The sequence below is a fragment of the Bombella dulcis genome (assembly GCF_026385505.1).
Taxonomy (GTDB): domain Bacteria; phylum Pseudomonadota; class Alphaproteobacteria; order Acetobacterales; family Acetobacteraceae; genus Bombella; species Bombella dulcis.
In genome coordinates, this window is sequence record NZ_JANIDV010000005.1 from 54,105 (window position 1) to 66,787 (window position 12,683).

The following is a 12,683-nucleotide window of genomic DNA, read 5'->3' on the forward strand; positions in this document are numbered from 1 at the left end:
AGTTTAAAGACAGGATATTCCGGATTTGAGACGCCAGCCCCAGGAAACCGCCCGTAAACCCACCCTCGCCGCTGTCATTCTCCCTGCGGAGAAGCAGGCCTTTACGGAGGGACGTGCCGCCGAGGCCCGTCTGGAGGAGGCGGTTGGGCTGGCAGCGTCCATCGGGCTGGAGATTGTCCATACGGCCATCTATCCGCTGCGGACCAGGCGGCCTGCCACACTTCTCGGAGCAGGACAGCTGGAAGAGCTGGCGGAGATCGTCAGGGCGGAATCGGTCGGTGTCGTGGTGATGGATGCCCGCCTGTCTCCTGCCCAGCAGCGCAATCTGGAAAAAGAGATGGGCTGCAAGGTGGTGGACCGTACAGGCCTGATTCTGGACATTTTCGGCGCACGGGCTGCCACACGGGAAGGTGTGCTTCAGGTGGAGCTGGCACATCTGGAATATCAGCGGTCCCGTCTCGTCCGGCTCTGGACCCATCTTGAGCGTCAGCGGGGCGGGTTCGGCTTTCTTGGCGGGCCGGGTGAAACGCAGATCGAAGCGGACCGGCGGATGCTGGATGAACGTCTGGTCAAGCTGCGGAAGGAGCTGGAGCAGGTCCGCCGGACCCGTGGCTTGCACCGTCATGCCCGCCGCAAGGTGCCGTTCCCGGTCGTGGCACTGGTCGGCTATACCAATGCGGGAAAATCCACCCTGTTCAACCGGATCACCGGGGCAGGTGTCCATGCACAGGACCAGCTCTTTGCCACGCTGGACCCGACCATGCGGAACCTGACCCTGCCGTCAGGCCGCCGGGTGATCCTCTCCGATACGGTGGGCTTCATCAGTGACCTGCCGACCGAGCTGATTGCGGCTTTCCGGGCGACGCTGGAAGAAGTGGCCGAAGCGGACATCATCCTGCATGTGCGTGATGCGGCCCATCCGGACAGTGCTTCCCAGCGGGAAGATGTGCTGTCCGTCCTGGGTGACATGACGGCGGATGACATGCTGGATGAGGCCTGGCCGGAACGGACGATTGAGGTGCTGAACAAGGCCGATCTTCTGGGCGGGACGGAGGCCGTGCCTCGGCGTGAAGGCAGCGTGGCGGTTTCCGCCCTGACGGGTGAAGGCCTGCCGGACCTGATGGAAGCCATAGATGCCTTCATGACACGTTCCATGAAGCATTTCTCAGTGCATGTCCCCGTGACGGATGGCGCAGCACTGGCATGGCTCCATGAGCATGGCGAGGTGATGGAACGGCTGGACGGGGAAGAGACGCTGCATCTGCGGGTCCGTCTCTTTCCGGCAGATCAGCAGCGTTTTGCCCGGCAGTTCCCGGCCCTGAAGCTCATTCCGGAACAGGCAGGCTGATGAAGAAACCCCCCGGCAGGAAACCGGCCGGGGGTTTTGTGTAACGTGCATGACATGGCCTTCAGATGGTGAAGGCCTTCTCATCGGACTGTTCCGTCAGGATGCCATGCTGGGCGTGATCCAGCCCGCAGACGGTGACATCCTTGCCATGCTTGCGGAATTTTTCGACGATCTTTTCCAGGGCCTGCACGGCGGTGATGTCCCAGAAGCGGGCGTGGGAGAGGTCCAGTGTCACCCGGTGGGCATGGGTCGTGTATGTCATGGCTTCAGCCATCAGGTCGGCCGAGGCGAAGAAAATCTGCCCCTGTATGTGGTAGGTCAGTATGTCATGCTCTTCCGTGGAGCGGACCTGCACCAGTCTGGCCGTATGCCATGCAAAGAACAGGCCGGAGAGCAGTACGCCGACCAGCACGCCAGCCGCCAGATTGTGGGTGAGGACGACCACGCCGACAGTGACGAGCATCACGAGGCTGGTCAGTTTTGGGTGGTGGAACAGGTCTTTCAGGCTGCCCCAGGCAAAGGTGCTGATGGAGACCATGATCATGATGGCCACGAGGGCGGCGACCGGCACCCGGGCGACCCAGGGATGCAGCACGACCATCAGCAGCAGGAGGAAGGCTCCGGCCGTGAAGGTGGAAAGCCGCCCCCGCCCGCCATAGCGCAGATTGCCGACCGTCTGGCCGATCATGCCGCATCCGGCAATGCCGCCGAACAGGCCCACGAAGATGTTGGAAATGCCCAGACCCGTACATTCTCTCTGTGGTCTGCCATGTGTGTCTGTCAGTTCATCCACGACACTGGCGGTCATCAGGGATTCCAGCAGGCCCACGGCGGCTACGGCCAGCGCATAGGGGAAGGTGATGGCAAGCGTTTCCATGTTCAGGGGGATATGGGGGAGGGTGAACTGCGGCAGGCCGGTCGGCAGGGCACCGAGGTCGGCAATAGTCCGCACGGGCATCGGATGGATGATGGTGATGGCCGTCAGAACGATGATGCAGATGAGTGGTGAGGGGATGGCCCTGGAAATGCGGGGCAGGAGATAGATGATGACCAGCCCGATGAGGATGAGCAGATGGGTCTGCCAGCTCACGCCCAGCATCTGCGGCACCTGGGCGGAGAAGATGAGAATGGCCAGTGCATTGACGAAGCCGGTGCGGACCTCACTGGAGACGAAGCGCATCAGTGAATGAAGGCGCAGCAGCCCGAAAAGGACCTGCAAACCTCCTGCCATCAGTGTGGCCAGCAGCATGTACTGAAGCCCATGAGCATGAACCAGCGGTGCCAGCACCAGAGCGACCGATCCCGCTGCTCCGGAGATCATGCCCGGTCTGCCGCCAAATATGGCGATGGAAACGGAAATGACGAAAGAGGCGAACAGGGAAACAGCCGGGGAAACCCCGGCAATATAGGAGAAGGCGATGACCTCGGGGATGAGGGCGAAGGTCCCCACCATGCCTGCCAGAATGTCTTTGACGGGTCGCTGGGTCCATTGCTGGATGTAGGAATCACTGGCCATGAATGCGGCGGGTCCTTCTCTCTGTTGCGGCTGTATGGGCAGGTGTACGGCACTGCCGGGAGATCACCGTGTGCGGCTGACTGTCCCGTGACTTATAGGCTGCCCGTGGAGGGCTGTGAAGCATCATGGCCGTGTGGTGCAGGAAGCCTGATGAAGCCGTGGACTCACGGGGGTGATGGAAAAGCGTCAAAAAAATATGACAAAAAAAATGCTTTTGAGGGCTGGACGAGAAAAGCAGGATTTAATAAGTATCCGACTGCTGTGTGGCGGATGTAGCTCAGTTGGTAGAGCGCCGGTTTGTGGTACCGGTGGTCGCGGGTTCGAATCCCGTCATTCGCCCCAGTCTCCTTTCCCCGAAAAGCTGAATCGTTGTGGCGGGCCAGTCCCTCACTGTTCCTGTGTGACGACACTGACGACATGCAGCCGGTCGAACCGTATTTCGTCATTGGTGTCGTCGGCGATATGGGCCAGCTCTTCAAGGGAGAGCGGGCCGGTTTTGAAGGACAGGGTGCGCCGCTCCGGGCTGAAGAGGAAGTCGAGAACCGGTGTCAGGATTGGCCTCTGAAGAGCCAGAGCGTTGAAGCGTGGCGTGATGACGTAACCCTGTTCGGCCATGAGGGAACCCTTCGGGGTGGCTATCATCGGTTTGTCTGCCGCTTCTGCCGGTTTTGTGCCATTCGAGGCGGGCGTGATCTGGTGGATCAGGACGCCGTAATAGGAGAAGATGTCCAGCCCCTGTACGGTCAGTTCCGTGCCAAAGCACTGTCCGGCCTGAAGGAAGCGGGATGCACTGTCATCCGAGAAATGGAGCGGATTGATGTCTGGCAGGTTGACGTCAGAGACCAACTGGGTGGGGCTATCCTTGCCGAAGACGGTGCGTAGCTGGAGGGTTTCCTGCCATTCACCCATCTTTCTCTGGGAGGAGGTGGTGATGTGATAATCCGCCGGCATGCTGACGGGCGAGGCCATCAGTGAAGGAGGGGGCGAGATGCGGGTTGTCAGGCCGTGCAGGTCCCCTTCTGTACGCAGGTCGCCATTTTCGCCTGCCCTCCGTTCACCGGAGAGATGATTGAGGATGAGGGTGCGACGAAGGTGATTCTGGTTGAAGAGAAGGGAAAGTCCGGCAATCTCCAGCTTGCCGGGCTTCTGCCACAGCGTGCCAGCGGGGTCCTGCCAGAAGGCCTCGGCAGGATTTCCGGAATGCTGGAACGGGCGTTTCAGCCACTGGATATAGCCTTCCCGGGCTTCCAGATGCTGGAGGGCCAGATGCATCTCTATGGGAGCTTCGGGCTGGAGGACGGCATCGCCACTATTGGGCAGGAGAATCTGCCGCAGAACGGGTGGAATGGCTCCGCCATTGCCACCGGGCAGCTGGAGGGCAAGGGACAGGCCATTCATGAGTGTATGGACACGCATCCCCTGCCCATAGCCTTCCACAACCAGCGTATCGGCTGAAAGTGTCTGGATGGTGAAGGGGCGTGACAGGGTTTTCCTGGTTGCAGCAGGGGCATCCTCCGTACGGGTGATCTGAAGTTTGTTTAGCTGCATGTGTTCAAAGCGCAGGGAGGTCACATCTTCCGGCTCAAAAGACATGATGGCGGCCAGGGAGCGCATGCTGTCCGCCTCGCCATGCCCTTCATGAAGGGTTTCGGCCGAGGAGGGGATGAGGAGGTGGTGGAAGGAGGCTTCGGTGGCAGTGATGTGGTGAGTGTGGTCCGTATAGCTGGGAGACTCCAGCAGCAGGCTGGCCAGACTCAGCGTTCCGCTGGAAAGGAGCTTGGGATAGCCGAAGCGGACCCGCTGTGCGTGGAAATCCGTCCCTTGATAATGGAAGGAGACGTCATACAGGGTCACCCCGCCAAGCAGGAGGGCAGGCCGGACTTTGCTGTAATGGAAAACGGCTCCGGCGGGCAGGGCCGTCCTGAAACGTTCCAGCGCATGGGAGAGGCGGTTTCCGGCTTCCCGGTAAATGCCCAGCCCCCCCATGATGAGGACAAGAATGGCCAGACAGAAGGGAAGCCTTAACCGTTGCATGCTGACATACCTCACTTGGGCACTCTGGATATGAGCCAGCACAATAGCCGCTGGTAGGGCTGTGGGCAAACGGGGGGTGACACCGGCCGTGCAGAATTATTTTACGGTATCAAGATACCACATGAAGAAAAATGGCAGTTTCCAGCCCCTTTTGGGCTGTCCGGTATGAAAAGGAGGGCTTGACCTTTTCCGTCTCACCCGCAATAAGGCCACATCCTGAATCTGTTTCCGGCTTCGGGATGTTCTGCCTGTCACGGGCGGGGCATCGTCGGGGACAGCCCTTTTCCTGGTGCTGCGATGTTGCGGCACCTCAAACTGGAAATGATACGTCATGAAGACCACACTTTCGCTGAAACCCGCGGAGGTGACGAGAAACTGGATCCTGATCGATGCCGAAGGGCTGGTTCTGGGCCGTCTCGCCACCATCATTGCCACCCGTCTGCGTGGCAAGCACAAGCCGCAGTACACACCGCACGTTGACTGTGGTGATGCGGTTGTCGTCATCAACGCTGAGAAGATCGCCCTGACAGGCAACAAGGTCGGTCAGAAGCTTTTCCACTACCACACCGGCCATCCGGGTGGGATCAAGGAGCGTACCATCACGCAGCGTCTCGAGGGCAAGAACCCCGGTCAGGTCGTGGAGAAGGCTGTCGAGCGCATGATCACCCGTGGTCCGCTCCAGCGTGCCCAGATGAAGCACCTGTATGTCTATGCCGGTACGGAGCACCCGCATGAGGGCCAGAAGCCCGTCAAGCTGGACGTTGCTTCCCTGAACCGCAAGAATACCCTGAAACGTCAGTAAGGCCTGCCAACATGTCAGAAACTCAAGAGCGTCCCGCCGCCGAGCTTACCGGCACTCTGCAGGACCTGGCCAATGCGGCTCCTGCTGTTGCCAATGCAGCTCCTGTCTACGAAGCCAAGCGTGATGCGCAGGGCCGTTCCTATGCAACGGGCCGTCGTAAGGACGCTGTGGCCCGTGTGTGGATCAAGCCGGGCAAGGGTGAGATCACCGTCAATGGCCGTCCGGTCACGAACTATTTCGCACGCCCCGTGCTGCGCATGCTGATCACACAGCCTTTCCTGCTGACAGACCGCTACAACCAGTTTGACGTGTACTGCACGGTTACTGGCGGTGGTCTTTCCGGTCAGGCCGGTGCTGTCCGTCACGGCATTTCCCGTGCCCTGACTCATTATGAGCCGGAGCTGCGTGGCGTGCTGAAGATGGCCGGCTTCCTGACCCGTGACAGCCGTGTTGTCGAGCGTAAGAAGTACGGTAAGGCCAAGGCTCGCCGTTCCTTCCAGTTCTCCAAACGCTGATCTTTCAGTCTCACGGAAAACTGGCTTGTGCCGGGAAAACCCTCACCCTTCCGGGTGGGGGTTTTTTCTTGGTGTCATGGCGGCAGCCGTTTGGGCTGGATGAAATAAAATTTCAAAAATATGTTATTATGGGACACAGTATTTCGTATATTATCCCCTTGACGGAACAGCACATAATTTCCGAAATGTAACTCCTCTGAATTGACCGGTAAGGCAGGAAACATCATGGCAGAGTTCAGCATTGAGCGGACAGCGACCCCCACATCAGCCGAGCAGCGACAGGCCCTGATGGTGGACCCGAAGTTCGGGCGTGTCTTCACGGATCATATGGCGGTCATCCGCTACACGGACGGGAAGGGCTGGCATGATGCCAGAATCATTCCCCGTCAGCCTCTGCAGATCGATCCAGCTTCTACCGTGCTGCATTATGGGCAGGAGATTTTTGAAGGGCTGAAAGCCTATCGTGGCAAGGGCGGGGGCGTTACCCTGTTCCGGCCGGAGGCCAATGCGGCCCGTTTCGCAGCTTCGGCCCGCCGGCTTTCCATGGCGGAACTGCCGGAAGAGCTTTTTCTTGGTGCCATCAGGGAGCTGTTGAAAGTTGACCATGACTGGGTGCCGTCCAATCCGGAGCAGAGCCTCTATCTGCGCCCGTTCATGATCTCCAATGAAGTGTTTCTGGGCGTGAAGCGGGCTAATGAATATCTGTTCATCGTGCTGGCCAGCCCTGTGGGTGGCTACTTCAGCGGGAATGGCAGCATTCCGGTCTGGGTGTCCGAGACCTATACCCGTGCAGCCCCCGGTGGGACGGGAGAGGCCAAATGTGGTGGCAATTATGCGTCCAGCCTGCTGCCGCAGCAGGAGGCGACGGATCATGGCTGTAGCCAGGTGCTCTTCCTTGATGCGAAGGAACGCCGCTACATTGATGAAATGGGTGGGATGAACGTCATGTTTGTGCGCAAGGATGGCAGTGTGGTGACGCCGCCGCTTGGTGGCACAATCCTGCGGGGCATCACGAGGGACAGCATCATCAAGCTGGGCCGCAGGATGGGTCTGACGATGGTGGAGGAGCCTCTGGCCATTGATGACGTGTTCAGGGCTGCTGAGGCAGGTGAGATCACGGAGGCTTTTGCCTGTGGTACGGCGGCGGTTATTTCACCGATTGGCGAATTCCGCCGGGAATCCGGTTCCGTGGCCTTTGGTGATGGCAAAACGGCTGGTCCGGTCACCATGAAGCTGCGCAATGCCCTCTGTGCCCTTCAGCGTGGTGAAGAGGCAGACCCGTTCGGCTGGGTTCACACGGTGTCTCTCTGAAACGTGTCTGATGAAAGCCGGAGACCAGTCATCTGGTCTTCGGCATGGCGGCATCCAGCCGTGCAAGAAGCGTTTTCATGAGGTCCGGGTCCTGAGGGGCATCGGGCTGGGTCAGTTCCCGGTACATGGCCTGAAGGATGTCCGGCGTGGCGTCCTGCACGGCCATGCGCCAGTAACGCAGGGCTTCATCCGGTCGACCCAGGCCAACCAGGGCCGTGGCGTAGTTGTGCTGGCCCCGGTAATCGCCACCATCAGCGGAACGCTGATACCATTCCAGTGCGGCGATGGGGTTGGCGGGGGTTTCCCATCCTTCTTCGATGAAACGGGCCAGCAGGTTCATGGATTTCGCATGGCCCCGCAGAGCCGCACGGCGGAAGAGCATGAAGGCGTCCCGTCGGCTGGCTTCCACGCCCATGCCCCGCATATGGCAGATGCCGAGATTATAGGTGCCCCACAGGTCGTCCAGTTCCGCTGCCTTCCGGTAATAGCGTACGGCATCTTCAAGGCTTAGAGGGCATCCCCAGCCGAACTGGGCACAGCGGCCCAGCATGTTATAGGCAGGCCCGTAATTGGCCGCTGCTGCAATGGAGAACCATTCCCGTGCCCGGTCCACATCCCGGGGCACATACTGGCTGTCCAGCAGGGCTTTCCCCCAGAGCACCTGTTCCAGCACATGCCCGTTCTGTGCCTGACGGTATATTTCCGCCAGATTGTCCGGCAGGTCAGGCTTCTCGGGCCGATAGGCTGAAGATTTGGTGAAGAACTGGTTGAGCCGGTTGAAAACCATGATGGTCCTTATTCTGTGGGCATGGGAGGAGTCTGAGGGGGAATTCCTTTTCTCTTGGGATTATTCAGCCATTCTGCAATCTGATCAATGAAATCCCAGACATCGCCTTTTGCTGGTCTGACATAATCATCCTTACTTGGGTCGTCTCCCATTTTTTCAAATGCGGGGATTAGCCATTTTGAACCGTGTCTAGACTTGGGTATTTGTAGTTCAGGTAGCCAATTCTCCAACTCACCATGGGGGATTATGAAAATCCCATAATCTTTCCAGTATTTGATATGTTCTTTGGCAAATTGGAGGTCGTCGCCTTTGAGAATGGATATTCCTCCTTTTGATTTGTATTCCTTTTCTGATTTTTTTAGTCTTTCATTTATATCTGCTCTTTCTTCCCTAAGTGATTTTTTCTTTGGTTCAGGAATGTTTGCAGATTTTAGAAATTTATTCAGTTCATCATTTCCACATTTGAAGAAATCGATGTCACATATAGCGGCGGCCGGGATGCCAATTTCTCTGAGTGGAGCAAGTATTTCAGGGATAGTCTGTTTGTTTTGTGCATTCAGGAAAAGACAGTTTGGTATTCCCCTTCCTGCTTCTAATAGACGTTCATTGATTTCCTGATAAAAAGCTCGGTCTGAGTCTGCTTCAGTGACTATGACACTTTCGTAGAAAAGCCCCGCCATTACACCAGTTGAACGGAGTAAGGGATTTTTCATTAAATGAGATATGCGTTTGCTTTCTAACATACGGGCGGCTGCATGGCCTTCACGGTGTGTTAGCCTGACTATGTTGATTGGCACACCGGCCTGTATGCACCCCATGAGGAAGTGGGAGCTGTGTGTTGCGGCAAGCATCTGCTTTGTACCGTCGGTTTGAGACAACAATCTAGCTATTTCGAGGCCTAGTTTGAAAGCAAGTGGGGGATGTAAAAAGGCTTCTGGTTCGTCTATTAAAATCAGACGTGGATCACCTGCAATTATTTCTGATATGATACCAATGAAAGATTTTAATCCGTCACTTGATTCTGAAACGAGATGAGCTTTTTTATGGAATTCAATGGATGGTTCATTGAGTCCTTTTTCTAAGTCATCGGATATTGGAGGGGTGGGAGAAAGTCTGAGGCGAAGGTGCTTTCCATCTGTCGGATCCATGACTACGTAGCGATTGAATCCTCTGAAAATTATATTTCTAAATTCGTTACGTAAGTTGTTATTGCGGAATAATTTTTGGAAACTAAGTACAGGTCTATTGTGTAAGTTGCCTATGGGTTGTTGATTGATGATATCCATACGATTGTGGCCATCAAGAAAAATTGTACATTGGTTTGTATAAGTGCTTATGAAGAAAGGTCTGTGATCTGGTGAGTTTGGGTAGAAAGAAACTTCTTCTAAAAAAGATTTTCTATCATCCTTATCTAATTCTAAAAAACACTCTTGATATTCATTCATGTAAGGCTTATCAAGGTAGTCATATATAACTTCTACTGAATTTTTTGAAAAATCTTCTATGGTTTTTTCATCTTTTTTTTAAATATGATCTCTTCCAATAAAAGATTTTCATTATATTTTTCATCGGGTTCATTTTCATGTAATGGCGACGAATATTCGTCATCAAACGAATTCTCAATGCCGTCCTTCATAAGTTCAATATAGATTTCTCTGAGTAGTTTGCTTTTTCCTGAATTGTTCGGGCCAACAATTATCGTAATATTTTGAGGATTAATTTTTAAAGAGGGGGTGTTTTGGCCTGAGCCAAATTTAAGTTTTATGTTTTCGATCATGAGATGTTGCCAACGAACTATATGGGATTAATTCCCGGAAAGGTAGGCACTATATCCTAAATTGCAAGGTGGAAGTTTTTGTTATGGAAAGCCCCCTTGGTGCGCGCTGCGGGACTTGAACCCGCACGTTCTAACTGAACTCGAGATTTTAAGTCTCGTGCGTCTACCATTCCGCCAAGCGCGCAGAGGAAGTGGAGGGCTTATACCATAGCCAGCAGGCGGGCACCATTCTGTGTAAGCCATTTTTCAGCTTTTTTGCGGCCCACCTGTCCGCCCGGAGAGTACTGATCCACCAGTTTCCAGAAGTCCGGCCCATGATTGAAATGGCTGAGATGGGCCAGTTCATGCACCATGACATAAGTATAGATGTCCGGTGGGGCCATGATGAGCCGCCAGCTGAGCATGATGCACCCCTGTCGTGTGCAGCTGCCCCAGCGGCTTCTGACATCACGCAGGCTGAGTTTCGTGGGGCGGGCGTTCATGCGCAGGCTCTGCTGCTGGAAGAGGGGCGGGAAAAGAGCTTCCGCCTGACGTTTCAGGAAGGAGAGCAGATAGCGGGCATGTTCCTCGGAGGGGTGGCCGATATGCAGCCCATCATTCGTCAGGCGTGTGCGGCCATCCAGTGTCATGGTGGGCAGGATGGGCGTGGGCGTGCCTTCAAGCCATATCAGTCCCTGTTCCACGGCGGAGTGGGGCAGGTCTTCAAGGGCCTGTGCGACCCATTGGGACTGGCTCTGGAGAAAGCGCATTCCCTGCTGGCGGGTGACGCCGGTGGGCAGGGTAACGATGATGGCCCGTCTGCGAATGTCCAGACGAAGAATGATCCGCTTTGCCCGTGAAGACACACGCCAGAGAACAGGCGGGGCGAGCATCAGGTTTCAGCCGTCATGTCTGTGGGGCAGGGAGATGCAGGGTGCGGAATGTTCCGGCCATTCCCCGGGCCAGTCAGCGATGTGATTCTCCAGCATTCCGGCCCGCCGTTCGCTGATGCAGCGGCCACTGGCAGAGGCTCCGGCCCTGATGACCGTTTCGCTGGTGCCACTGCGGAGGGGGTGCCAGTCCGGCAGGTCGAGGCCATCATGCAGCAGGCGATAGGCGCAGCTGGGTGGGAGCCAGTCTATGTCATCCAGAAGCTCAGGTGTCAGGGAGACACAGTCAGGGACACGGCGGTGGCGTTTCTCGTAATCAGTGCAGCGGCATGTCTTGGTGTCGAGCAGACGGCAGGACACGTCCGTCCAGACAATGTCATCCGTATCTTCATCCCGCAGCTTGTTCAGGCAGCAGCGGCCGCAGCCATCACAGAGCGATTCCCACTGGTCTGGTGTCATGTTCTGAAGGGAAGTGGTCTGCCAGAAGGGAAGCGGATCTGTCATCGTTGGAACGGCTCTGCCTTTAAGGAGCGGGTGGTGGAGACTGAGCAAGCCATGCATTGAAACGCTCACTCAGGAAGATGGCATGTGTTGCCCAGAAACTGTCACTGATTTCAAGTGATTCGGTCGGCATGGGGTCAGGAATGCTGGCCAGACGTGGCGGGCCGGTCAGGAGGATTTTCCTTGTTTCGCTGGATTTTTCGGCAGGGAGCGTGGCCGGGATGCTCCAGACAGCCGGACTGTACAGGATGTTCTTCATCTGGGCCTGATAGGGGCGTGCCAGGGTGTTTCTGGTCTGGGGGGAGAGAATGATGGCACTGGGCGTTATGCCCATCAGCACCGTCTGTTCCTGGAGGATATGATAGGCTTCCGCAGGAGAACGCCACCAGATGATATAGGGCCGGAGCTGGCTGAGCTTGTGAAAGGCCCTGTCGATCCCTGCTGATGTGGAGAGCTGGGCGTAGATTTTCTTTGGCGGGACGCCATCAGCCAGCAGGGCGAGTTCCAGCGTCAGGCGTGGCCCCCGGAAGAAGGCCCTCTGGCCGGGATAGCGGGCGACGTCCCACAGGGCGGCCCAGTGCGGCGGTGCCGTGAGGCGGGAGGAGTCCCAGAACAGGACACTGCGGAAGAAACCGGCAGGCTGGCCGCACTGGCCAAGGGCATGGATGGGCTGAAGCCACGCCCGGGCACAGGCAATGGCGGATTCCGTACTGTCCAGCATGATGGCCTGCACATGCTGCGGGCGGGCAAGCGTCAGCTGTTCAATGTCATCCAGGCTGTTTCCGCTGCGGTTCAGAAAATGGAAGGGGCGATTTTCTGACGTTGTGGTGACGAAATTATGCCCCGGTATGGCCCAGTAATAGGTTGGCGCAGCCCTGAGAGGGGACGGAGTCGCCATCAGGGCCGCAAGGGCCAGTATGGTCATGACCACGCAGCGGATGGTCGGGCAGATGTCCGTCAGGAGATGGCTGAAGGCGTGACGTACCGTAGCGGGGCAGGACAGACGGCGGCCTCCAGGTAGAGAGGGGGGGCAGACGTTGGTGGCCCTGGGGACGGGATGTTCTCATAGTGTTGCGGCACCATACGGACATGAAGGGTGAGAGCAGTTATGATATGTAGTGGCCAAGTCGGGAACTGGTCGAAGTGGCGGGAGAGTATATAATAATCCTTGAAACTTCGTTACATATGGCGGGAGAAAGTGTGAACGAACATTTTTGTGCCTT

The 12,683-nt window shown here is 56.7% G+C and carries 12 protein-coding genes and 2 tRNA genes; 5 read left to right on the forward strand and 9 right to left on the reverse strand.

Features of this window, described 5'->3' with window-relative positions:
• The first annotated feature begins 25 nt into the window (after positions 1-25).
• A complete protein-coding gene (gene hflX, locus NQF87_RS07670) occupies positions 26-1,348 on the forward strand; it encodes a GTPase HflX (protein WP_266127824.1) in 1,323 nt (440 codons plus the stop codon).
• Positions 1,349-1,409: 61 nt separating this feature from the next.
• On the opposite strand, the gene NQF87_RS07675 is transcribed toward hflX, so the two are convergent.
• A complete protein-coding gene (locus NQF87_RS07675; protein WP_266127825.1) occupies positions 1,410-2,864 on the reverse strand; it encodes a SulP family inorganic anion transporter in 1,455 nt (484 codons plus the stop codon).
• 266 nt (positions 2,865-3,130) lie between these two features.
• Between NQF87_RS07675 and NQF87_RS07680 the strand changes: the two genes are divergently transcribed.
• A tRNA-His gene (locus NQF87_RS07680) sits at positions 3,131-3,206 on the forward strand.
• Positions 3,207-3,251: 45 nt separating this feature from the next.
• On the opposite strand, the gene NQF87_RS07685 is transcribed toward NQF87_RS07680, so the two are convergent.
• Positions 3,252-4,898: a hypothetical protein gene (locus NQF87_RS07685; protein WP_266127826.1), complete on the reverse strand. Its 1,647-nt coding sequence runs from the start codon at positions 4,896-4,898 to the stop codon at positions 3,252-3,254.
• A gap of 331 nt (positions 4,899-5,229) precedes the next feature.
• On the opposite strand from NQF87_RS07685, the gene rplM reads away from it, so the two are divergent.
• The 3 genes from rplM (at position 5,230) to NQF87_RS07700 (ending at position 7,526) form a co-directional block, all read left to right on the forward strand.
• Positions 5,230-5,700, forward strand: a complete 471-nt coding sequence (gene rplM / locus NQF87_RS07690; protein WP_266127827.1) for a 50S ribosomal protein L13 — start codon at positions 5,230-5,232, stop codon at positions 5,698-5,700.
• 11 nt (positions 5,701-5,711) lie between these two features.
• Positions 5,712-6,215, forward strand: a complete 504-nt coding sequence (gene rpsI, locus NQF87_RS07695; RefSeq protein ID WP_043558030.1) for a 30S ribosomal protein S9 — start codon at positions 5,712-5,714, stop codon at positions 6,213-6,215.
• A gap of 225 nt (positions 6,216-6,440) precedes the next feature.
• Positions 6,441-7,526, forward strand: coding sequence for a branched-chain amino acid aminotransferase (locus tag NQF87_RS07700; RefSeq protein ID WP_266127828.1), 1,086 nt, complete (start codon positions 6,441-6,443; stop codon positions 7,524-7,526).
• A gap of 28 nt (positions 7,527-7,554) precedes the next feature.
• Here NQF87_RS07700 and NQF87_RS07705 read toward each other — a convergent pair whose 3' ends face one another.
• The 7 genes from NQF87_RS07705 to NQF87_RS07735 all read right to left on the reverse strand — a co-directional run bounded on the left by NQF87_RS07705 (position 7,555) and on the right by NQF87_RS07735 (position 12,385).
• Positions 7,555-8,313, reverse strand: coding sequence for a tetratricopeptide repeat protein (locus tag NQF87_RS07705; RefSeq protein WP_266127829.1), 759 nt, complete (start codon positions 8,311-8,313; stop codon positions 7,555-7,557).
• A gap of 8 nt (positions 8,314-8,321) precedes the next feature.
• On the reverse strand, positions 8,322-9,758 hold the full coding sequence (locus NQF87_RS07710) for an ATP-dependent nuclease (protein WP_266127830.1): 1,437 nt from the start codon (positions 9,756-9,758) through the stop codon (positions 8,322-8,324).
• A 56-nt stretch (positions 9,759-9,814) separates the two neighbouring features.
• A complete protein-coding gene (locus tag NQF87_RS07715; RefSeq protein WP_266127831.1) occupies positions 9,815-10,090 on the reverse strand; it encodes an ATP-binding cassette domain-containing protein in 276 nt (91 codons plus the stop codon).
• A 97-nt stretch (positions 10,091-10,187) separates the two neighbouring features.
• Positions 10,188-10,274, reverse strand: a tRNA-Leu gene (locus NQF87_RS07720).
• Positions 10,275-10,290: 16 nt separating this feature from the next.
• The gene (locus NQF87_RS07725) at positions 10,291-10,962 is read right to left on the reverse strand and encodes a M48 family metallopeptidase (RefSeq protein WP_266127832.1); all 672 of its coding nucleotides are present in this window, start codon (positions 10,960-10,962) and stop codon (positions 10,291-10,293) included.
• 6 nt (positions 10,963-10,968) lie between these two features.
• Entirely contained in the window at positions 10,969-11,463 is a 495-nt protein-coding gene (locus tag NQF87_RS07730) for a YcgN family cysteine cluster protein (protein WP_266127833.1), read from the reverse strand.
• Positions 11,464-11,482: 19 nt separating this feature from the next.
• Positions 11,483-12,385 carry an extracellular solute-binding protein gene (locus NQF87_RS07735; RefSeq protein WP_266127834.1) on the reverse strand — a complete coding sequence of 301 codons (903 nt, stop codon included), beginning with the start codon at positions 12,383-12,385 and terminating at the stop codon, positions 11,483-11,485.
• Between the last annotated feature and the right edge of the window lie 298 nt (positions 12,386-12,683).